This is a genomic window from Clostridium tetanomorphum (assembly GCF_017873215.1).
Classification (GTDB): domain Bacteria; phylum Bacillota; class Clostridia; order Clostridiales; family Clostridiaceae; genus Clostridium_AO; species Clostridium_AO tetanomorphum.
In genome coordinates this window covers 16,450-36,271 of the sequence record NZ_JAGGKA010000029.1, presented here as the reverse complement: position 1 = coordinate 36,271, position 19,822 = coordinate 16,450, and the positions used below count along the sequence as shown (strand labels likewise).

Below are 19,822 nucleotides of genomic sequence, written 5' to 3'. Positions count from 1 at the left end.
AACCATATCTATTCTATCAAAGTGAGGTGTTTTTTTTCAACGCTTAAGCTTTTCTGAACACACCTGCATAGCAGGTGGTTTTATTTATAGACAATTAAAAAAGAGAGGTAAAACCTCTCTTTTATCTTCTATTATTTCTTGCAGTCTTTCTAGCTTTTCTACATTCAGGACATCTTACAGGATCATTTTCGAAACCTTTTTCTTTGTAGAATTCCTGTTCTCCTTCTGTAAATAAAAATTCTTTTCCACAATCTTTACAAACAATACTCTTGTCTGCCATTATAAAAAACCTCCTTTGTATAGGATTAATTTTTCATGGATAACTCTCCTAGGACAAAGGAGTTAAATTACCTGAACAAATTAACCTACCATTAATATAAAGAGAAATACATCTCTTAAGTAAAATTATAGCATAAAAGCGATAAAAAACAATATTAAAACTTTAAAATATAGCTGGAATTTTTACAAATGAAGTGAAAATTATTTATGATAAAATAAGTAGTTTTAATTATTCTTTATAGCTTTTTTATGTTTAATATAAAATATAAATATAAGTATACAAGGTATAACAAAAAAATTAATGAGACATATATATGTATATATACTTAAGAATTTTAAAAGATATAATAAATCATCTGCTATATAGGCAGTTGTAATAAAAGCTAAAATACTAATTAAGTATATAATGTATTTATTTTTTATATTAATATTTTTTAAACATTTAATAGTACAATCCAATATAAGAATATATTTTACATACCATCCTCCTATTGTTTGAAGCATAACAAATAACTCACCACTTTCGAGAAATTTCCAGTAACTTATTAACTGTGTTTGTACAAGTTTAGGATATATTAGTCTTACTGCTCTGTCTGCTTGAAAAGTGGAAAGAACTCCCGTCATGGCAATTATCTCCATTTGTATTACAAAAAGAAATCCTAATAGACTATGTTTTAAAAGTTTATCTTTTTTATGGACTCTATCTATATATAAAAAGGATATAGTTACATGAGCATATAATCCTAAACTTTTTAAAATTGAAGCTATAAATCCTTTTGTAATGCCATTTTCAAATATAGGCAATAAATAAGAATAATGTTTATATGAACTGGTTAAGATGGCCAAGTTAATTCCTGCTAAAATCATTAAAATCATTCCTATTATAGCTACAGATAATATGCTTCTATTACCTTTTCTAACAACATATATGGCTGGAAATATTAAAAATATAAGCAAGTACCATACAGGAGTTTCAAGTAACAAGTTAGTATGCATAGAATTTGATTCTACCCCCGCACATTCTATTAAAGTTAAGAATAATCCTAATATAAAAATAAAGAAAAATATATTGCCAAAAAATTTTCCTACAGAGTTACAATATATATAATGCAGGTCATAGGAATTTGTTTTTTGAAAAACTTTCAAACAAAAGAGAAAATATAAAAATGCAATTATAGAAGATATAATTACCGAAATCCAAGTATCCCTACCGCTATCAAATATTAATATAGAAGGATAAGTTTTTAAAGAGACTATAGTTATAGCAAATATAAGAAAAACGAATTGCTTTGAAGTTATTTTATTCATGAACTCACCTTTTTAAAAAACATATTTGGATATATTAGTATATATTACTAATTATTATTATTTACCATATAGAGAATAATATTCGCATATAAACAAATAATATAATTGGTGAGGAATATGAGTGAATATGTAAAATTTATTAAGGAAAAATTAGATAAAAGCATGGATGTTAAATATAGGGAAGTAATGACCACCAGTGGATTAATTCATATTGTTTTTATAGATAATTTATGTGATTCAAAATTTATAAGTGATTATATTATATCTCCTATAACTATAAATAGAAATTCGATTTTTAATATAGAAAATATAAAAGAACAAATACTAGAAGCTAATTCAATAGGATATGTCAAAGATTTTAACGATGCTATAATACATATTCTTTCAGGAGATGTATTAATCATTTTGGAAACTTCAAATGAAGTGATTTATTGTGAAGCAAAGGGGTTTAGCAAAAGAGCTATTACTAGCTCTGTGACAGAAGATGTAGTAAAGGGACCAAGGGAAGCGTTTAATGAAACATTTGTTGATAATATAGCATTGATAAGAAGAAGAATAAAAAATTCTCAATTGAAATTTGAAAATTTTTATATAGGTAAAAAATCTAATACAGTAGTAGTTATCACTTACATAAAAGACGTTGCTTCAGATAAGCTAGTAGAGAAAATAAGAAATAAACTTAATGGTATAGATATAGACTTTGCGATAGGGTCAAATTATATTGAAGAACAATTTAAAGAGAAGCAGACATTTTTTGACACGGTAGGATATACTGAAAAGCCAGATATATTTTGTTCAAAAATACTTGAAGGGCGTGTAGGTGTAATAATTGATGGAACCCCTGTTGCTGTAACTATGCCACATTTTTTTATAGAAAATTTTCAAATGCCTGATGATTATTATTTAAATAAATATTACACAAATTTTACAAGGGTATTGAGAGAAGTATGTTTTTTAATATCAACTTTATTACCAGGGCTTTATATTGCTATAACCACCTATCATTTTTCATTAATACCATCGGTTTTTGTATTTAGATTAGCAGTATCTAGGGCGGGAGTACCTTTTCCAACTGTAGTAGAATTATATTTAATGATGTTCTTCTTTCAAATTTTAAGAGAAGCGGGTATTAGATTGCCCCCTCCAATAGGTCAGGCTATGAGCATTGTTGGAGCACTAATATTAGGAGATGCAGCAATAGGAGCAGGATTGGCTTCACAAATAGGGTTAATGGTAGTGGCTATTTCAGCCATATCATCTTTTTTAGTGCCCAAATTATATTCAGTCATTACAGGATGGACCCCTCTAATAATCTTATTTTCATCATTACTTGGATTGCCTGGATTTTATATAATTATGCTTACATTTGTGGCACATATAGCAAGTTTAGAGTCTGTAGGCTATCCTTACCTATATCCATTGGGAACGTGGAAAAATTTTAAATTTAAAGATTTACTTTTAAGAGGAAGCCTTCAGGATATATCGAAAAATATTGGTGAGGATGATGATGATGAAAAAAATTAAACTTAGTTTAATTATATGTATGTGCTTAATTTTTAATGGATGTTTCAATTATAAGGACATAAATAGAGTATTATTCATGACTAGTATTATAGTGGATATAGATGAAGATAACAATCCTATATTATATATGGAAACATTTAAGCCTTATAGAAGTGCTACTGCTGGGTCTGAAAAAGGAGAAAGGATTATATATAAAGGAAATGCAAAAACTGTTTTTGAGACAATAAGAGACGTTGGATTATCTTCTAGTTATAAATTAAATGCAACTCAGAATAAAGCAATAATATTTACGGAAAAAGCAGCAGCTTATGGCATAGATAATTTTATAGATTTATTTGATAGAGATCAGGAATTTTTAGTTAGGCAGTATATTGCAATATATGAAGGTGACGTTGAAAGATTATTAAAGAGCAAATTTAAATCTGAAGAATATATAGGAATTTTTTTGACAGACCTTATGGATAATATAGGAACTTCATCTAGAGCTGTAGAATTAAGTATTAATGATTATTTAAATAAAAGGGAACAACCATCTAGAACTTGTGTATTAACAGTTCTTAAAATGAATGAGGATCAAATTAATGATTTAATTGGAATAGATGGAGGAGCAGTAGTTAAAGATGATAAAATGGTAGATAGACTGCCTAAAGATAAGAGCCAAGGATATAATTTTATAATAGATAAAGTAAAAAGTGGAACCTTAGAAGTATCAAATCCTGAGCACGATGAAAAGTTTGTTACTTTAGAAATACGAAATAGTAAAACTAAAACAAAGTTAAGTTACGATGGCAATTCTGTTAAGCTAAAAAAAATAATAAAAGTAAGAACTAATTTTGGAGAGACACAAGATAGTATTAATATTACAGATGGTGAAATTTATACCATAGCTAGACGTGCTGAAAGGAATATAGAACTTTCTTGTAAAGATGTATTTAATGAATATAAGCAAAAAAATCTCGATATTTTTAATGTAGAAAAAGAATTTAATATTAAATATCCTCATGAAAAATTAAATGAAGTTTTAAAAAATACAGAAATAGATGTTGAAGTTCATGTGGACATAGAAGGATCTTCTACTAAGCTTAATTTTAAATAAAATGGAAATTAAATTTATTTTCTGGTAATATATATGATAATAAGTAAGAGTTATTATAATAATTTTAATGAATATCATATAATATAATTAACTAATTAATAATGAGGGTATAAATATGGATAGAAAAAGACTTTTAAATTTGATAAAAAGAGGAGAAGGAACTAAAGTTGATTTTAAACAAAAATTAGATTTAGATGTGGAAAGCGGTAGAAAGGAATTTGCTAAAGATATTTGCGCTATAGCTAATTCTAAGGGTGGAAGAGGTTATCTTATAATAGGTATAGAAGATAAAACTAAAAAAGTTATAGGAATAGAAGAAAAAAAATATGGTGAGGAACAGATTCAACAAATAGTTAGTTCAAGATGTGAACCACCTATTCCAGTATCTTTAGAATTTATTAATTTTGAAAACAAAAAGTTGGCTATAATCAATATATATGATGGGCCACAAAAACCATATCAACTAAGAGAAAATGGAGCATTTTATATAAGAAGAGGTTCAACTACAGATACTATGAGAAAAGACGAAATAATATCTGCATTGCAAGAAAACTTAAGTTTAAATACAGAGTTATGTCCCATAGTAAGAAGTGATATAGACTGTATAAATACTAATTTAGTGTATAAATATTTTAAATTAAAAGGTATAGAAATAAATGAAGATAATTTAATAAGCCTTATGGAAAATGCTTCTATTATAATCTTTGATAAGGATTCCAATAAATATATGGTTACTTTTGGTGGAATATTGGTTTTTTCAGATTTAAGTAGTATATATATACCACATAATATGATAAAAATTATCAATAAAGTAAATAAAAATTTTAAAGAAACTATAGTAATACAAGGAAATTTACTTTCTATTTTAGATAGTTGTGAAGATACTTTAAGAAAGATTCTGCCTAAAAATTATCCTGTAAATGGAATATTTGAAGGTATAAGAAATGCTATTCTTTATAGAGATTATACACTATCTTATAGAGAGATAGAAATAAAATTAAATTACAATAGTATAACTCTTATTAGTCCAGGAGTACTTATGAATGGGAAAAATATAAGTTTATCACAATACTCAAAACGTAATATGTGGATATATGAAAAGTTAATCACCTTGGATAATAAAGAAAGGTTTTTAGATTCTGGTAGGGGATTTCTTAGAATGAAAAGATATTTTAAAGGAAGAGGTAGACTTATATTTGTGAATTCTATAAGAGAAAATTCTTTTAAGATTATATATCCGGGAGCAAATTCTTTTAAATAAATTTATATTTTTTAAGGAACAAAATAAATGTAGATTATTGTTTTAAAATAATAGAATTTAGGTTACGCTTTAAAGGTGAGTTGTATTGAAAAAAAATTCAGAATATTATATAATTTACTTAATGGAAAACCTTAAAAAATATAGTTAGGGGTGGTAACATGATTCAAGTACTTTGTGATCAAAGAGGTGCAGGAAAGACAAAAGCATTAATAGAAATGGCAAACAATAAAGTACATGACAATAAGGGACATATAGTTTTTATTGACGATGATAAGAGAGCTTTGTTTGAGTTGCATAGGGATATTAGGTTTATTTCTACTTGTGATTACAATTTAAAAAATCATGATAGCTTTTACGGATTTTTGTGCGGCATATTTTCTGCGGATTATGATATTGATACCATTTTTATAGATGGGTTATTTAATATTGTAGATTTAGATGTGGAAGATGCGGCACATTTGTTTTATGGATTGGAAAAATTAGAAGAAGAATATAACATTGATTTGTATATAAGTGTCAATGAAGAAGAAGATATACCTGAATGTATGCAGAAATATATAAATTTAGTTTGTGCTTAAAGTTAGCTGAAAAGGGTTTAATTAAGGGGAAAATAACGTTTAGTTAATATAGATTAATATATAGATGAAAAAAGCTGAGTAATGTATACTCAGCTTTTTTAGAAGAATTTATAAAAAAATTCTATTAAAGATATTATAAGCTCAAATAATATCAGAATAATTACCATTAGTTCTAATTTAGTTCCTCTTCTTTCATGACTTAAGGAAGCAAAGACATCAGTAATATCTCTTAAAAGTTCTGTTTTATGAGTTATTTTTTCATATCTATCTGTAATTTCAAAAAAGGATATTAGTTCTATAAAAAAATGCTCTATATCTTCATTTTCCCAGGCTGCTTTTGGTTTATCTAATAACATAAGATAGGACAGTGTATTATATTTAAATCTCAAAACATTAGCAGAGGTTTTTGCTAGTTTTTCATCAGACATATTAAATTTACCGTTATCTAGATAATTGATTATACTTTCTATACTATCCAATACCTTATCTATATTCATTTCAATTTTCCTAAGAGAAGTAGATTTTGCAAGAACTAAAGATATTATATCTAAGTAATAGGGTTTAAATTCATTAGCAGTCATTAAGTCATTGTAAAGAGTATAATCATATTCTTTGCTTATTTCTAATTTGTACTCATCCATATAATTATTAAGAGTGTTATTTTTAAGGGAAGTATCTACATTTTTTATGTAGTTTGTTACATCTTGAATTTCATGATATTCCATGTTTATAGATACCATAGAACCAAAATGATATAAGTATATGTATTTATTAGCTGTGTCTTTTACTATTCCATTTAAATTATTATCAGAAAGTACTAAAGGATCTCCCCATTTAAATTTAGTTGTAATTCCAAAATGAGCTGCTATACTACTTAAGTTTATTTCATTTGCTAGAACCAAAGAATTAAAGGTCCAACTTTGCATAAAAGCGCCTCCTTTTTTAAGAGTAAATACATTGGAATTTTATAATAATTATAATTACAAGAATATAAAAAGTTGATAAAAAAATGGTTTATTTATATACTATAATTATATTTATTACTATTATTAATTTACATATTTATATAATTTTATTTATTTGGAGGGAATATAAAATGAATAATGTATACGATATACTAATGGAACGTGGTTACATAAAGCAGTTAACTCACGAAGAAGAAATAAAAGAATTATTAAATAAAGAAAAGACTACATTTTATATAGGATTTGATCCAACAGCAGATAGTTTGCATATAGGGCATTTTTTACCCCTTATGATGATGGCACATATGCAAAGAGCAGGTCATAGACCAATAGCATTAGTTGGAGGGGGAACCGTTATGATAGGAGACCCTAGCGGTAAAACTGATATGAGAAAAATGTTATCTAAGGAAGTTATAGATGATAATGTTGCATGTATAAAAAAGCAACTTTCAAGATTTATAGACTTTTCTGATGACAAAGCTATACTTGCTAATAATGCAGATTGGCTTTTAAAGCTTAATTATGTTGAATTTATAAGGGAAATAGGGGTACACTTTTCAGTAAATAAAATGCTTACAGCAGAATGTTTTAAGCAAAGATTAGAAAAGGGTTTGTCATTTCTAGAATTTAATTATATGTTAATGCAAGGGTATGACTTCTTAGAACTTAATAGAAGATATAATTGTGTAATGGAATTAGGTGGAGATGATCAGTGGTCAAATATGTTAGCAGGAACTGATCTTATAAGAAGAAAGGAAGCAAAGCCAGCTTTTGCTATGACTTGTACTTTACTTACTAATAGCGAAGGTAAAAAAATGGGTAAAACAGAAAAAGGAGCATTATGGTTAGATAAAGATAAAACATCTCCATATGAGTTTTATCAATATTGGAGAAATGTGGATGATGCAGATGTAGAAAAATGTCTAGCGCTATTAACATTTTTACCTATGAATGAAGTTAGAAGACTAGGAGCGCTTCAGGGAGCTGAAATAAATGAAGCTAAAAAGATTTTAGCATATGAAGTTACAAAACTTATACATGGAGGAGAAGAAGCTCAAAAAGCTAAAGAAGCTGCAGAAGCACTATTTTCTGGTGGAATCAATATGGATAATGTACCAACAGTTTCAATATCAAAGGATAAGCTTAATTCCCCAATATTAGATATATTAGTAGAAACTAAAGTACTTCCATCAAAGGCTGAAGGAAGAAGATTAATACAGCAAGGTGGATTAAATTTAAACAATGAAAAAGTAACAGATACAAATTTAATAATAACAGAAGAATTTTTTGAAGATGGAAGTATGCTTGTAAGAAGAGGAAAGAAAAATTATCATAGAATAATATTAGAATAAAAAATTGATATGAAATTTTTTTAGGGTACAGAGCGAAGAGTAAAGATAAGGAGAAATTTTATCCGTTAGCACTACAAAAAATTTTAAAATAAAGAATTTTCTATAGTGTTAGGAAAGAAAATTTTTCATATCTGTGCTCTTTTATCTGTACTCTAAAAAAAGTGTATTACACTTTTTATATATTATGATTCCACATAATTAGTGCATCTTCACCATTATCAGAGTAATATTTTTTTCTCATGCCTTCCTCTATAAAATTAAATTTTTTATATAGATTCTGAGCTGCAATATTTGATTTTCTCACTTCTAAAGTCATATGCTCAACAGACTTGTTTTTACATAAGGCTATTAAAGCATACAATAACATAGATCCTATTCCTATGCCTCTATACTCAGGATGTACGGCTATATTAGTTATATGAGCTTCATCTAGTATTATCCATAGTCCACCGAATCCTATAATTACATTATTTTTTATAGCTACCAAATAGTTTGCATTAGAATTAAATTTAATTTCTTTTTCTATAGAATCTTTACTCCAAGAAACAGGAAAGCTTAAACTGCTTATTTTAAATATATCATCAATATGTTCTATTGAAGCTTTTACTATATTTATATCATTCATTTATATCAGCCCCATGTTTTTTTTCATATTCTCTTTCAGCCTGGGATTTTCTAAGATATATTGGAGCGAAAGTTAGAAGATCATCCTTTGAACCTTCCTTTAACAACTCTAAACCTATTTCTCCAAGTGAAGAGGATCTAACTAAATTTAAATGAGTTGGAGCAAAGGTTGTTTCTATTAAAGAATTTTTAAGTTTGTCTTTAAATTTAAATGTAGCATCTCCTATAAAGCATACAGGTTCATTTTTCTCAGACAATATAGATATAAGTTCATCCACTGATATAATCATATAATCAGTTATTTTCTCTAATTTTTCGCCTGTAAAAGTATACAATGCAGTATAAACGTTATTTCTTAAAGCATCAAGTATAGGGCATACTATACCAGGAGTATATGCCATATTGTAGGCTAGTGCATCTAGAGATGAAATCCCAACAAATGGTTTACTTGTACCTTGACTTAATCCCTTTATTGTAGCACTACCTATTCTAAGACCAGTAAATGAGCCAGGACCTTTAGATACAACAAATCCATCAATAGAATCAATAGTTAAATTTAAATTTTTTAAAAGCGAATCTATCATGTTCATAAGTATAACTGAATGTTGTTTTTTATAATTAAAAGTAATTTCACCTAATGTTTTTGTGTCCTCTACAATTGAACAAGAGGCAGACTCTGTAGCTGAATCTAAGCTTAAAATTCTCATAGTCTAATCTCCTTTATATAATTATATCTTTCACCATAGTAGTTAATTGTTATTTTCCTTGCATCAGTATTTTCTTTTGAAATTTTTTCTATTAATATTAGCATATGTTCATCTGGAATTAACTCTTCTATATAATTAGCCCATTCTATAATACTAACACCATCATCAAATATATATTCATCGAATCCTATAGCAGCAATTTCGTCAGGGTCATTTACTCTATAAACATCAAAATGATAAAATTTTAAACGACCATCATTATATTCATTTACAATATTAAATGTGGGACTTGTTATATGATCTTTAATATTTAAACCTTCTGCAATGCCTTTGGTTAAATGAGTTTTCCCAGTACCTAAATCACCTATTAAGCAAATTATATCACCAGGATTCGCTAATCTACCAATTTGTTTACCTATCTCAACTGTTTGAGAAACATTTTGTACAATAAATTCCATTTAGTAAACCTACCTTCTAATTTTTAATATCTTTATAAACATATTTTATCCAAAAAAACTAAAAAAGAAAAGGCAACTTTAATTACCTTAGCTTTCTGAAAAATTTCCACTTCTATATCCTAGTGAATTTTTTAAATATGTTAATGATTTTTCGCATATAAATCCATCTACAACCATGCCATCCATAATGGAGAAGGCTCTTTCATTATTTAATCCATTTCTATAAGGTCTATCTTCAGTTAAAGCTTGATATATATCACATACAGCCATGATTCTAGATTCCTCAGAAATATCTTCAGCAGACAAAGATCTAGGATAACCATTACCATTTAGTTTTTCATGGTGATTGGAGGCCCATTCACTTATATCAGGTATATCTCCTATTCTATCTAGTATTAGTTTTGTATAATATACATGAGATTTAATAATAGAAAACTCATCCGGAGATAAAGATGAATTTTTATCTAATATTTTTGATGGAATAGCTAATTTACCAATATCATGTAGTAATCCAGCTATGCGCATTTTTCTACATTTTTCTTCTGGATATTTTAAATATTTAGATACATTGTAAGCTAAATTAGATATATCTCTAGAATGTCTTGCAGTAAATTTACTTTTATTATCTATTATTTCTGAAAATATATATGCTATTTTTTCAAAGTTATCTAAATCTAAATATGTATTTAAATTAGGAGCTATAGTATCTAATATGAATTCCATATATTGTATATTATGTACATTGAACCAAAAGGAATCTTTTTTAGAAGAATTTATAAAGGCATCTACTAGTTGGGACGAGAAAATTTTCCCCCTATGTTCGTTTACCCAATTAATTATTCTATTCTTCTGTTTAAAAGAAGGACTCTTTTCTGTATAAAGAAGTTCTACTAAATCAGCTAATCGAATTATTTGACTTTCTATTGGAATATCATCTTCATGTAGTCCCATAGAACCAGTGCCATCATAATTTTCATGGTGATATAGAATTATTTCAGATAAATTACTTAAAATAGGAAAATTTTTTGTTATATTAGCGCCAATTATACAATGTTCTTTAATAAATGCATTATAAGAATGACTCATGTTTAAAAAATTTGCTGCTCCTATGTCATGTAATAAAGCAGAAACATATATTAATTTTTTCGTGTTTTCATCTAAATTAAGCTGTGATGCTATTTCTAAGCAAATATAGGTTGTCCTTTGAGCGTGATGCATAAACTTATGTTCAGAAAAATTTATATTACTGACATCTTCTATAATATTTGTTCCATCAATTGAACTAATTTCAGCTAAGTCTAAAGCTATAGATATAGATCGTATTACTTTATCAAGGTTAATCTTCATATTTATACCTCACTTTATAAAAATTAGTAAATATATTTTATCATAACTCATAGTATTAATAAATAATAGTTTGCATTACATAACTACATTATGTAAAATATATATAAATGTATGTATTTGTAAGAGGTGAAATACTTGAAAAAGAGTTTATATATATTATTGATGTGTTTTTCAGTATTATTTTTTGCTTGTAATAATGGACAGAACAATGCTTCAATAAAGGAATTAGATATGGAAATAAAAAAGACTAATGAAGAAAATTTAAATATTATGGTAACAGATAAAATTTTATATTTTATGGCTAAAGATATTGTTGGAGATAAGCACTTCGTGCAGTATATGTTCAAAAATAAGAAGGAAGAATTTGATTTTGTGTATTCAGAAGATAGCTTGAACAATATAGCTAAACAAGATTTGTTTATATATAATGGGGCAGGTTTGGAGCCATGGATAAATGATTTTTTAAATAAATTAAATAAAAATAATGTAGGTACTATTAATGTTTCAAGAGGAGTTAATTTACTGATTTATAATAAAGAAGTGAAATATAAAAATTTAATTTTAAAAGAAAATCCATACTATTGGATTAATATAGATAATTATAAAATAGCACTGCTAAATATTAAGAATTCAATACAAGATAGAGATCCTAGAAATAGAGATATATATGAAAAGAATTTTTCCGATAAATTAAAAGAGCTAGAAACTTATGAAAAGAAGTTTAAAGAACTGGGAAATAAATTTAAAAATTATTCTATATTTTATTTAGATGAAGATCTAGAATATTTTATTAAATATTCCGGTATAAAAGCCAATAAATTAGTAGAAAGTAAAGAGTTTAAAGATGTAGATGAAAAGATAAATGGAAATAAAAATATAGTATTTTTATATACCAATGAGGAAGAATTGAAAAAAAATGATAATTTTATAAAGAAATATCATCCTAAGTTATTAAAAATAACAATATATAAAGAAAATACGGATTATATAAATATATTAAAGCAAAATATGATTAGGATAGAAAATATGCTAAAGAGCTAGAGGGGATGGTAAGTAGTGAAGAATAAGAGTACCACTATAACTTTAGTTTTAGTATTTTTACTAAGTATTTTATTTTCTTCAGTTGTAAAAGCTAAGGATAAGGATTTTATAAATACAGGAACTATTAAATTTGGAGAAAAAATATATATTGGAGAAGATGAAGTTGAAAATTCAGATGTAATTTCTCTAGGTGGAGACATATATGTAAGTGGTAAAGTAAATGGAAATGTAGTTGCTTTAGCAGGAAATATATATATAAATGGAGAAGTAAGTGGAAATGTTACTTCCATAGCAGGTACTATAACGTTAAATTATAATAGTGTAGTTAAAGGAAGTACTAGTGAAATTATTAAGGATGTGCATTTACCTAAATGGGATATAAAAGGTTTTTTTAGAAATAAGAGAGCAGCATATAATTACAACATAATACTATCTTTTATAATATTAACTTTATTTTCAATACTTATTTATAAAGTTATGCCTATTAAGGTTTATTATATAACTAGGGCAATACCTAGAAATACTTTTAAAAATATATTATATGGATATATAGTTTTACTATTAGGAATTCTTATTAGTGTAGCCTTAATTCTTTCTTTAGCAGGAATTATAATAATTCCTGTATTAGTTATTATGATCTATATATTGTTTATAGTTGGATTTGCATCAATGGCATTGTATTTAGGGGAGAAAGTAAGAAGTTTACTTAATTTAAATAAAATCTCTAAATCATTAAGTATAATTATTGGAGTAGGTACAATAGAATTAATAAGAAGTATAACTGTTTTCAATTTAGGAAGTATTTTTTGGAGAATATTTATTATTCCTTTATGTATAGGTATAGTATTTACAAGTAGATTTGGAAGTTATATGCCTTTAGATTATTGGGATGACAAATGGGATTAAATTAAGGAGGCAATATGTTTTTCTTTGGTATATTTGGCATAGAAGAAAGAAAAAAAAGTATTAAGTTTATTCAAAATATAATATGTAAAGCTTGTGGAAGTATGTCTACTTACGAGTTAATAAAGGTATATACAATTTTTCATTTTTTTTTAATTCCTATTTTTAAATGGAATAAAAGATATTTTTTAATTTCAAGATGTTGTAATTCTGTTTTTCAAATACCTGTGGAGCTTGGACAAGAAATAGAAAATGGAAAGAATGTTAATGTACCAGAGCATTCATTAAGAGAAGTTTATAACAACTCTAATTCCGGGGAAATAGTTTGTTATAATTGTAAGTCCACAGTAGATAGAGCTTTTCAATATTGTCCTCATTGTGGATCAAAGTTAAGATGAATTAGAGAGTAAAAAATAGTTGACGACTATAATATACTATGCTATAATTAAAATCGTTGTGAAGGGGTATAGCTCAATTGGTAGAGTAGCGGTCTCCAAAACCGTTGGTTGTGGGTTCGATTCCTACTGCCCCTGCCAGAAGAAAAGCCAGTAATCTTAAAGGTTACTGGTTTTTGTATTATAATATTATGTTAAGTGGTTTTTAAGAATTTGATTGTCTTTTGGTTATCTTCCAAAAGAATATGATTAAGAATCACTATTTTTCTATGAATAATTCTCAGCAATAAATTTAAGTAAATAAATTTATAAAAGCTAGTAATGTTTTTCATTACTAGCTTTTATATTATGATACTATTTTAAATCCAATATAATATCTATTTATATTGATAAATTACATTATTATTGAGTAGTCAATTCTGATTTTACTGTATTTATTTCAGTTTCAGTTGCTGATTGAGCAGGTTTGTAATAACCTTTTTGTTTAGCAATTTCATAAATCTTATATTGACGAGTTTCGTCTTGATTCCTCATTTGCTGAAGTTGTTGACGTAAGCTTTGATTATCAGTTTGTGCTATTATATTAGCATAAGTTGATAAACTGCTATTAATCATAGTTAGATAATCATTCATTATATCCTTTTCGTTCATTTCATAACCTCCTATTTTAAAAATGACATTAATTTTTGTTTACTATTTCTTGAATCTTGAGCATCAGTTTGAAGCATTTGAACTATTTGTTGATCACTACATTGGTTAGCATAAGCATCTAATTTATTTGCTATTGTTTCATGCGCCCCAATAAGATGACGAAGATTTTGTAACTCTAGTAAATTTAAATTTGACATTAAATCACCTCTTAAATCATATTTTAATAATATTATTAGATAAAAGATTAAAAATTATTCTAATAAAAATTAAAGTAAATATCTACAATTGTATAAGAAAGAATGACAAATGGTTCTGTTATTTCATACTAAATAGTAGGAGATGATTTATATGAATATAAATGGAGCTAATCTAAGTTTTAAAAATTTATCCTATGGCAATAATCCAAAATCTATAGTTCTTCATCATGCAGAAGCTTCAAATTGTACTATAGAAGATATACACCAATGGCATTTGAATAAGGGATGGTCAGGATGTGGATATCATTATTTTGTTAGAAAAAATGGTTTCATATATAGAGGAAGACCAGATAATGCTATTGGTGCCCATGTGACTGGATTTAATAAAAACAGTTTAGGAATATGTGCAGAAGGCTCTTATATGGCAGAAATAATGCCAGAAATACAAAAAAAGGCTATTATAGAGCTATGCAAATATTTGTGTGATAAATATAAAATTAATAAGATATATGGCCATAGAGAAGTGGGAAGTTCTAATTGCCCAGGGAAAAAATATCCACTAGAAGAAATCAAAAAATCAGTTTTATCAGAAAAAACTGCTTCAATTAATAGTTTTATTACTATAGATGGTGGAGCATATGCCTCTTATAGAGGAGGAATAACTGGGGTAAATCTAATTATTAAAGATTATTCTACTGATATAGTAAGAATTTTTGCATGGGTAGATAATGACAAGGGAGCAAGCTGGGCATTTGATATAGTTCCACCAAATAATAATTATAGCAAATTGTTCAAAAATACAAGTAAAGTAGTAACTAAAAGAAATGGAGGATATACTTTTTCAAAAGGAGCTAAATACAAAATAAAAGTTAAAGGATATAATAAAAATGGACAAGCAATTGTAGAAAAACAAATAGTTATAGAAATTCCAGAAAAATAAAAAAAGAGGCTGTCGCATAGTAAAATGGAACCTATAGAATGGACATAAGTAAAAAGAGTCTATTCATATAGGTTCTTTTTTTGTATAATTAAAAGCATTATTGGAGGAATTATATATGAGCAAAAAAATATTTACTGAAGTAGAGATTTTAATTCTAAATAAAAATCATTATGTGAAACATGCTAGTGAAAAATCTATTACATATACAGATGAATTTAAAGTTCATTTTATTAGAGAGTACTTATCAGGAAAAAGTCCCACAAGAATATTTGAAAGTGCAGGATTCAATAAAGATATGATAGGGTACAAACGAATTGAGCGTGCTGCTTCTAGATGGAAGAAAGATTATGCTGAAAATAGTTGGGAGGGTTTGAAAGACTATAGAAAAGCAAACTTAAGAACAACATCTTTGAAAGAGTTGTCTCAAGAATATTTAATAAAAAAACAAAAAGCAAGGATAAAACTGTTAGAAGCTGAGGTAGAATTATTAAAAAAAATAGACTTGAAAGAAAGAAGGCTGATAGAGAAAAATAAAAGGTTACGAGTATCTGAGATTTTTGAACTAATTCAAAATACTATTAAAAAGCATAAACTTAAAAATGTAGTGTCTTATTTATGTAAATGCTCCGGAGTATCCCGTTCAGGGTATTATAATTACATTACATCAGCAGATAAACGTAAAGAGCGTGAAAAAAGTGATGAAAATTCTAGAGATATAATTTTGATGGCTTTTAATTATCGTGGATATAAAAAAGGATCTAGAAGCATTAAAATGACGTTAAAGGGAAAATTTGATATAAACTTCAATAGAAAACGAATTCAACGCATTATGCGCAAGTATAATATCATCTGTCCGATTAGGAAAAGAAATCCTTATAAAAAAATGCAAAGAATAAATCAAGAATATCATAAAGTCGAAAATATTTTGAATAGAAACTTTAAACAATCAATACCTAGAAAGGTATTATTAACTGATATAACTTACTTGAAATATGGAAAAGGAAAAACAGCTTATTTATCAACGATAAAAGACTCATGCACAAACGAGATTATTGCTTACAATCTGTCTCAATACATAGATACTCAACTTGTAATAAATACTTTCAAGAAAATCAATCATAGTACTACACTATTTACAGAGAATACAATTGTACATTCGAATCAAGGTTGCCATTATACTAGCTCAGAATATAAAAAGATGCTAAAGGATTTGAATGTATGCCAATCTATGTCAAGAAAAGGTAACTGTTGGGATAACGCTCCACAAGAATCTTTTTTTGGGCATATGAAAGATGAAATCGACCTAAAATCATGCCAAACATACGAAGAAGTATCTTTACTTATTGATGATTATATGAGCTACTACAATCAAGATAGATATCAATGGAATTTAAAAAAGATGACTCCTGAACAATACAGGAATCATCTTTTAAGTGCATAGCACTCTTTTTCAAATTGTCCTTGACACGGGGACCATTTTATAGTGCGACAGCCCCTATTTTTGTATAACTCTCCAAGAATTTAATTTTTTCGTATTACCAATCCATACAGCAGAATTAATTGGTATATAATCAAATAATTTTTCTACATCATCATTTATCATACGAACGCATCCAGAAGAAGCATTGGTTCCTATTGACCATGGGGTATTATTTCCGTGGATTCCATATATGGAACCACCTTTTAGAGATAATCCAAGCCACCTTTTCCCTAATGGGTTTTCAGGAATTCCTCCAGCTATAACTTTGTCTGTTTTTGAATTATACCAGGAAGGATTAATTATCTTTGAAACTATTGTAAATTTACCTTCAGGTGTATAAGAAGGGTCTCTTCCAGCAGCTATAGGATATTTTTTATATATATTTTTATTTTTATATACTGTAAGTATTCTAGTATCTTTATTTATTACAATTGCATATTCATCAGGAAAGTCTTGAGGTAAAGTATCTGATATTTCTTTTTTTTCGTCCATAAGAAGAGTTTTTGTCTTAGGCCCAATTATGCCATCTACAGTTATATTTTGAGAACTCTGAAATCTAAGTACGGCATTTCTGAAATCAATATCTTCATTTTTAAACTCTCCTGTATAAAAACCTAGTTCTTTTAATTTTTCAAAATAATTTTTGTAATTATAAATATTTTCCTTTTTAATATTGTTAGTTTCTTTGGATGTTTCATCTGCATTATCATTGCTTTTTATAATATTCTCTTCGTTAAGCTTGCCTTTATCAGATTTTTCGCTAGAAGTATTTTTCTTATTTTCTTCAACTTTATTAATTTTATCTAAAGTAGGACTAACTAAAAGAGATTGGTTTTTATTTTCCGTTAAAGCGCTTTTAGAAAATTTCTTATAGCTTATTTTAAATGGGATATAAAAACATAATATTAGTGATAATATTATAGATGTTAAGTATATGAAAAATTTTTTTGACATTACTAGTCCCCCTTTCCCTAGGCAGCATATGAAAATTTATATATCTATATTAATATACGAATATTATATTTAAGATGACACTAATAAACATTAAAAGTTATTATGATTTTATGTGTAAATTTTAAATTTAATAACATTAATTGGATTTTTTATATAAATAGGTTTTTGCTTGAAATTAATTTATTAAGATGGTAAAATATAGTTAAAATTAAATATGTTTAGGCGGAGTATAAGAGAGCCAAATTTTAAGGTGAAATTGCCTTAAATTTGTGCTCTTTTTCATTTTTTATAAGGGGGGTAATTTTTATGTATGATGTTATAATTGTAGGGGCTGGTGTTACAGGTTGTGCTATTGCTAGGGAGTTATCTAGATATAAATTGAAGGTTTGTGTACTAGAAAAAGACAATGATATAGGAATGGGAACTTCTAAAGCTAATAGTGCTATAGTGCATGCTGGTGAAGATCCTATTCCGGGTACGTTAAAGGCTAAATTAAATGTTAGAGGAAATGCTATGTATGAAGAGCTTTCTAAAGAGTTAGATTTTAAATTTCAAAGAAATGGTTCTTTCGTATTGTGTTTTGATGAAAACGATATGGACAAATTATTGTTTTTAAAAGAACAAGGAGAAAAGAATGGGGTTCCCAATATGAAGATTTTGACCAGAGAAGAAGCTTTGAAAATGGAGCCCAATTTATCAGATTTAGTAGTGGCAGCTCTATATTTGCCTACTGGAGGAATAACTTGTCCTTTTGAAGTAACTGTAGCTTTTGCAGAGAATGCATATACTAACGGAGTGGAATTTAAGTTAAATACAGAAGTTAAAGAAATAAAAAAATTAGAAGATAAATATACTATAAAAACTAATAATGGAGATTTTGAAACAAATATAATAGTAAATGCGACAGGAGTTTTTGCAGATGATTTAAATAATATGGTAAGCAATAATAAGATAAAAATAATTCCAAGAAAAGGTGAATATTGCTTATTTGATAAGGTGGTTGGAAATTTAACTACTAGAACTTTGTTTCAATTACCAACCAAACTAGGTAAGGGAGTTCTAGTAACCCCAACAGTAGATGGAAATTTATTAATAGGACCAAATGCAGAGGATATTGAAGAAAAAAATGATTTTACTACAAAAGGGGAAGCACTAGATTTTATATTAAATAAGGCTAAACTAAGCATAAAAGAAGTACCAACTTCTCAGATTATAACATCTTTTTCAGGACTTAGGGCTCACGGAGATACAGGAGATTTTATAATTGGTGAAGTTAGTGATTCTAAAAACTTTATTAATGCAGCGGCTATAGAGTCACCAGGATTAACTAGTGCACCTGCAATTGGAGAAATGATAAGAGAAATAATTGTAGATAAATTATCTCCTGAAGAAAATCTTAGTTTTAATCCAGTAAGAAATGGAATAAAAAAATTTGCTCATTTGAATAATGAAGAAAGAAAGAAACTTATAAAAGAAAACCCTTCCTATGGTAAAATTATATGTAGATGTGAAACTGTAACTGAGGCAGAGATTATTGATGCTATTAGAAGACCTTTAGGTGCAAGGGATATGGATGGAATTAAAAGAAGAACTAGAGCAGGAGCAGGGAGATGTCAAGCTGGTTTCTGCACTCCAAGAATTATGGATATTCTTTCAAGAGAATTAAATAAGGCACCAGATGAAATAACTAAGTTTGGAGGAGAATCTAGTTTATTAATTGGCGGCAAAAATAAAGAGAATATTTAAATTAAGGAGGGGTTTA

Annotated in this window: 21 protein-coding genes and 1 tRNA gene; 12 read left to right on the top strand and 10 right to left on the bottom strand. The window is 27.2% G+C overall.

Annotation, left to right across the window (positions count from 1 at the left end):
* Nucleotides 1-121: 121 nt before the first annotated feature.
* Both J2Z24_RS19530 and J2Z24_RS19525 read right to left on the bottom strand, forming a co-directional pair.
* Nucleotides 122-280 (bottom strand): zinc-ribbon domain-containing protein, encoded by a 159-nt coding sequence (locus J2Z24_RS19530; RefSeq protein ID WP_035145216.1) that lies wholly within the window; start codon nucleotides 278-280, stop codon nucleotides 122-124.
* A 224-nt stretch (nucleotides 281-504) separates the two neighbouring features.
* Nucleotides 505-1,587 (bottom strand): endospore germination permease, encoded by a 1,083-nt coding sequence (locus tag J2Z24_RS19525; RefSeq protein ID WP_035145214.1) that lies wholly within the window; start codon nucleotides 1,585-1,587, stop codon nucleotides 505-507.
* 117 nt (nucleotides 1,588-1,704) lie between these two features.
* On the opposite strand from J2Z24_RS19525, the gene J2Z24_RS19520 reads away from it, so the two are divergent.
* From J2Z24_RS19520 to J2Z24_RS19505, 4 genes are all read left to right on the top strand, one after another.
* Nucleotides 1,705-3,111 carry a spore germination protein gene (locus J2Z24_RS19520; RefSeq protein ID WP_035145212.1) on the top strand — a complete coding sequence of 469 codons (1,407 nt, stop codon included), beginning with the start codon at nucleotides 1,705-1,707 and terminating at the stop codon, nucleotides 3,109-3,111.
* Nucleotides 3,098-4,207, top strand: a complete 1,110-nt coding sequence (locus J2Z24_RS19515; RefSeq protein WP_051593125.1) for a Ger(x)C family spore germination protein — start codon at nucleotides 3,098-3,100, stop codon at nucleotides 4,205-4,207. The genes J2Z24_RS19520 and J2Z24_RS19515 overlap by 14 nt, the downstream gene beginning before the upstream one ends.
* Before the next feature lie 115 nt (nucleotides 4,208-4,322).
* Entirely contained in the window at nucleotides 4,323-5,468 is a 1,146-nt protein-coding gene (locus J2Z24_RS19510) for an AlbA family DNA-binding domain-containing protein (RefSeq protein WP_035145208.1), read from the top strand.
* 158 nt (nucleotides 5,469-5,626) lie between these two features.
* Nucleotides 5,627-6,046 (top strand): hypothetical protein, encoded by a 420-nt coding sequence (locus J2Z24_RS19505; RefSeq protein WP_035145205.1) that lies wholly within the window; start codon nucleotides 5,627-5,629, stop codon nucleotides 6,044-6,046.
* A 98-nt stretch (nucleotides 6,047-6,144) separates the two neighbouring features.
* Here the strand turns inward: J2Z24_RS19505 and J2Z24_RS19500 are convergent, their stop codons facing one another.
* The gene (locus tag J2Z24_RS19500) at nucleotides 6,145-6,972 is read right to left on the bottom strand and encodes an RMD1 family protein (RefSeq protein WP_035145202.1); all 828 of its coding nucleotides are present in this window, start codon (nucleotides 6,970-6,972) and stop codon (nucleotides 6,145-6,147) included.
* Between the two features lie 170 nt (nucleotides 6,973-7,142).
* Here J2Z24_RS19500 and tyrS point away from each other — a divergent pair, with 170 nt between their 5' ends.
* Nucleotides 7,143-8,363, top strand: coding sequence for a tyrosine--tRNA ligase (gene tyrS, locus J2Z24_RS19495; RefSeq protein WP_035145199.1), 1,221 nt, complete (start codon nucleotides 7,143-7,145; stop codon nucleotides 8,361-8,363).
* A 175-nt stretch (nucleotides 8,364-8,538) separates the two neighbouring features.
* Here tyrS and rimI read toward each other — a convergent pair whose 3' ends face one another.
* From rimI to J2Z24_RS19475, 4 genes are all read right to left on the bottom strand, one after another.
* On the bottom strand, nucleotides 8,539-8,988 hold the full coding sequence (rimI, locus tag J2Z24_RS19490) for a ribosomal protein S18-alanine N-acetyltransferase (RefSeq protein WP_035145196.1): 450 nt from the start codon (nucleotides 8,986-8,988) through the stop codon (nucleotides 8,539-8,541).
* The gene (gene tsaB, locus J2Z24_RS19485) at nucleotides 8,981-9,694 is read right to left on the bottom strand and encodes a tRNA (adenosine(37)-N6)-threonylcarbamoyltransferase complex dimerization subunit type 1 TsaB (RefSeq protein ID WP_035145193.1); all 714 of its coding nucleotides are present in this window, start codon (nucleotides 9,692-9,694) and stop codon (nucleotides 8,981-8,983) included. The genes rimI and tsaB overlap by 8 nt, the downstream gene beginning before the upstream one ends.
* On the bottom strand, nucleotides 9,691-10,152 hold the full coding sequence (tsaE, locus tag J2Z24_RS19480) for a tRNA (adenosine(37)-N6)-threonylcarbamoyltransferase complex ATPase subunit type 1 TsaE (protein WP_035145192.1): 462 nt from the start codon (nucleotides 10,150-10,152) through the stop codon (nucleotides 9,691-9,693). Before tsaE ends, tsaB begins: the two co-directional genes overlap by 4 nt.
* An 87-nt stretch (nucleotides 10,153-10,239) precedes the next feature.
* Nucleotides 10,240-11,499: an HD-GYP domain-containing protein gene (locus J2Z24_RS19475; protein WP_035145191.1), complete on the bottom strand. Its 1,260-nt coding sequence runs from the start codon at nucleotides 11,497-11,499 to the stop codon at nucleotides 10,240-10,242.
* Nucleotides 11,500-11,634: 135 nt separating this feature from the next.
* On the opposite strand from J2Z24_RS19475, the gene J2Z24_RS19470 reads away from it, so the two are divergent.
* From J2Z24_RS19470 to J2Z24_RS19455, 4 genes are all read left to right on the top strand, one after another.
* Nucleotides 11,635-12,540, top strand: coding sequence for a metal ABC transporter substrate-binding protein (locus J2Z24_RS19470; RefSeq protein ID WP_035145190.1), 906 nt, complete (start codon nucleotides 11,635-11,637; stop codon nucleotides 12,538-12,540).
* A 15-nt stretch (nucleotides 12,541-12,555) separates the two neighbouring features.
* Entirely contained in the window at nucleotides 12,556-13,446 is an 891-nt protein-coding gene (locus J2Z24_RS19465; RefSeq protein WP_035145188.1) for a bactofilin family protein, read from the top strand.
* 14 nt (nucleotides 13,447-13,460) lie between these two features.
* On the top strand, nucleotides 13,461-13,841 hold the full coding sequence (locus J2Z24_RS19460; protein WP_035145183.1) for a zinc ribbon domain-containing protein: 381 nt from the start codon (nucleotides 13,461-13,463) through the stop codon (nucleotides 13,839-13,841).
* A gap of 62 nt (nucleotides 13,842-13,903) precedes the next feature.
* Nucleotides 13,904-13,979 (top strand) — tRNA-Trp (locus tag J2Z24_RS19455).
* Between the two features lie 261 nt (nucleotides 13,980-14,240).
* Here the strand turns inward: J2Z24_RS19455 and J2Z24_RS19450 are convergent.
* Both J2Z24_RS19450 and J2Z24_RS19445 read right to left on the bottom strand, forming a co-directional pair.
* Nucleotides 14,241-14,489 carry a spore coat protein gene (locus J2Z24_RS19450; RefSeq protein ID WP_035145181.1) on the bottom strand — a complete coding sequence of 83 codons (249 nt, stop codon included), beginning with the start codon at nucleotides 14,487-14,489 and terminating at the stop codon, nucleotides 14,241-14,243.
* Nucleotides 14,490-14,500: 11 nt separating this feature from the next.
* On the bottom strand, nucleotides 14,501-14,686 hold the full coding sequence (locus tag J2Z24_RS19445) for a hypothetical protein (protein ID WP_035145179.1): 186 nt from the start codon (nucleotides 14,684-14,686) through the stop codon (nucleotides 14,501-14,503).
* 151 nt (nucleotides 14,687-14,837) lie between these two features.
* On the opposite strand from J2Z24_RS19445, the gene J2Z24_RS21510 reads away from it, so the two are divergent.
* Complete coding sequence (locus tag J2Z24_RS21510; protein WP_085058975.1) at nucleotides 14,838-15,626, top strand: peptidoglycan recognition protein family protein; 789 nt, start codon at nucleotides 14,838-14,840, stop codon at nucleotides 15,624-15,626.
* Nucleotides 15,627-15,741: 115 nt separating this feature from the next.
* Nucleotides 15,742-17,067 carry an IS3 family transposase gene (locus tag J2Z24_RS19430; protein WP_035145176.1) on the top strand — a complete coding sequence of 442 codons (1,326 nt, stop codon included), beginning with the start codon at nucleotides 15,742-15,744 and terminating at the stop codon, nucleotides 17,065-17,067.
* A 54-nt stretch (nucleotides 17,068-17,121) separates the two neighbouring features.
* On the opposite strand, the gene J2Z24_RS19425 is transcribed toward J2Z24_RS19430, so the two are convergent.
* Nucleotides 17,122-18,060 carry a L,D-transpeptidase family protein gene (locus J2Z24_RS19425; protein WP_051593124.1) on the bottom strand — a complete coding sequence of 313 codons (939 nt, stop codon included), beginning with the start codon at nucleotides 18,058-18,060 and terminating at the stop codon, nucleotides 17,122-17,124.
* Nucleotides 18,061-18,366: 306 nt separating this feature from the next.
* Here J2Z24_RS19425 and J2Z24_RS19420 point away from each other — a divergent pair, with 306 nt between their 5' ends.
* Entirely contained in the window at nucleotides 18,367-19,806 is a 1,440-nt protein-coding gene (locus J2Z24_RS19420) for an NAD(P)/FAD-dependent oxidoreductase (RefSeq protein ID WP_035145174.1), read from the top strand.
* Nucleotides 19,807-19,822 lie beyond the last annotated feature (16 nt).

Excerpts from the sequence above, each read along its gene's own strand:
- J2Z24_RS19530 (WP_035145216.1), bottom strand. The coding sequence starts at position 280 with ATGGCAGACAAGAGTATTGTTTGTAAAGATTGTGGAAAAGAATTTTTA.
- J2Z24_RS19525 (WP_035145214.1), bottom strand. The coding sequence starts at position 1,587 with ATGAATAAAATAACTTCAAAGCAATTCGTTTTTCTTATATTTGCTATA.
- J2Z24_RS19520 (WP_035145212.1), top strand. The coding sequence starts at position 1,705 with ATGAGTGAATATGTAAAATTTATTAAGGAAAAATTAGATAAAAGCATG.
- J2Z24_RS19515 (WP_051593125.1), top strand. The coding sequence starts at position 3,098 with ATGAAAAAAATTAAACTTAGTTTAATTATATGTATGTGCTTAATTTTT.
- J2Z24_RS19510 (WP_035145208.1), top strand. The coding sequence starts at position 4,323 with ATGGATAGAAAAAGACTTTTAAATTTGATAAAAAGAGGAGAAGGAACT.
- J2Z24_RS19505 (WP_035145205.1), top strand. The coding sequence starts at position 5,627 with ATGATTCAAGTACTTTGTGATCAAAGAGGTGCAGGAAAGACAAAAGCA.
- J2Z24_RS19500 (WP_035145202.1), bottom strand. The coding sequence starts at position 6,972 with ATGCAAAGTTGGACCTTTAATTCTTTGGTTCTAGCAAATGAAATAAAC.
- tyrS (WP_035145199.1), top strand. The coding sequence starts at position 7,143 with ATGAATAATGTATACGATATACTAATGGAACGTGGTTACATAAAGCAG.
- rimI (WP_035145196.1), bottom strand. The coding sequence starts at position 8,988 with ATGAATGATATAAATATAGTAAAAGCTTCAATAGAACATATTGATGAT.
- tsaB (WP_035145193.1), bottom strand. The coding sequence starts at position 9,694 with ATGAGAATTTTAAGCTTAGATTCAGCTACAGAGTCTGCCTCTTGTTCA.
- tsaE (WP_035145192.1), bottom strand. The coding sequence starts at position 10,152 with ATGGAATTTATTGTACAAAATGTTTCTCAAACAGTTGAGATAGGTAAA.
- J2Z24_RS19475 (WP_035145191.1), bottom strand. The coding sequence starts at position 11,499 with ATGAAGATTAACCTTGATAAAGTAATACGATCTATATCTATAGCTTTA.
- J2Z24_RS19460 (WP_035145183.1), top strand. The coding sequence starts at position 13,461 with ATGTTTTTCTTTGGTATATTTGGCATAGAAGAAAGAAAAAAAAGTATT.
- J2Z24_RS19450 (WP_035145181.1), bottom strand. The coding sequence starts at position 14,489 with ATGAACGAAAAGGATATAATGAATGATTATCTAACTATGATTAATAGC.
- J2Z24_RS19445 (WP_035145179.1), bottom strand. The coding sequence starts at position 14,686 with ATGTCAAATTTAAATTTACTAGAGTTACAAAATCTTCGTCATCTTATT.
- J2Z24_RS21510 (WP_085058975.1), top strand. The coding sequence starts at position 14,838 with ATGAATATAAATGGAGCTAATCTAAGTTTTAAAAATTTATCCTATGGC.
- J2Z24_RS19430 (WP_035145176.1), top strand. The coding sequence starts at position 15,742 with ATGAGCAAAAAAATATTTACTGAAGTAGAGATTTTAATTCTAAATAAA.
- J2Z24_RS19425 (WP_051593124.1), bottom strand. The coding sequence starts at position 18,060 with ATGTCAAAAAAATTTTTCATATACTTAACATCTATAATATTATCACTA.
- J2Z24_RS19420 (WP_035145174.1), top strand. The coding sequence starts at position 18,367 with ATGTATGATGTTATAATTGTAGGGGCTGGTGTTACAGGTTGTGCTATT.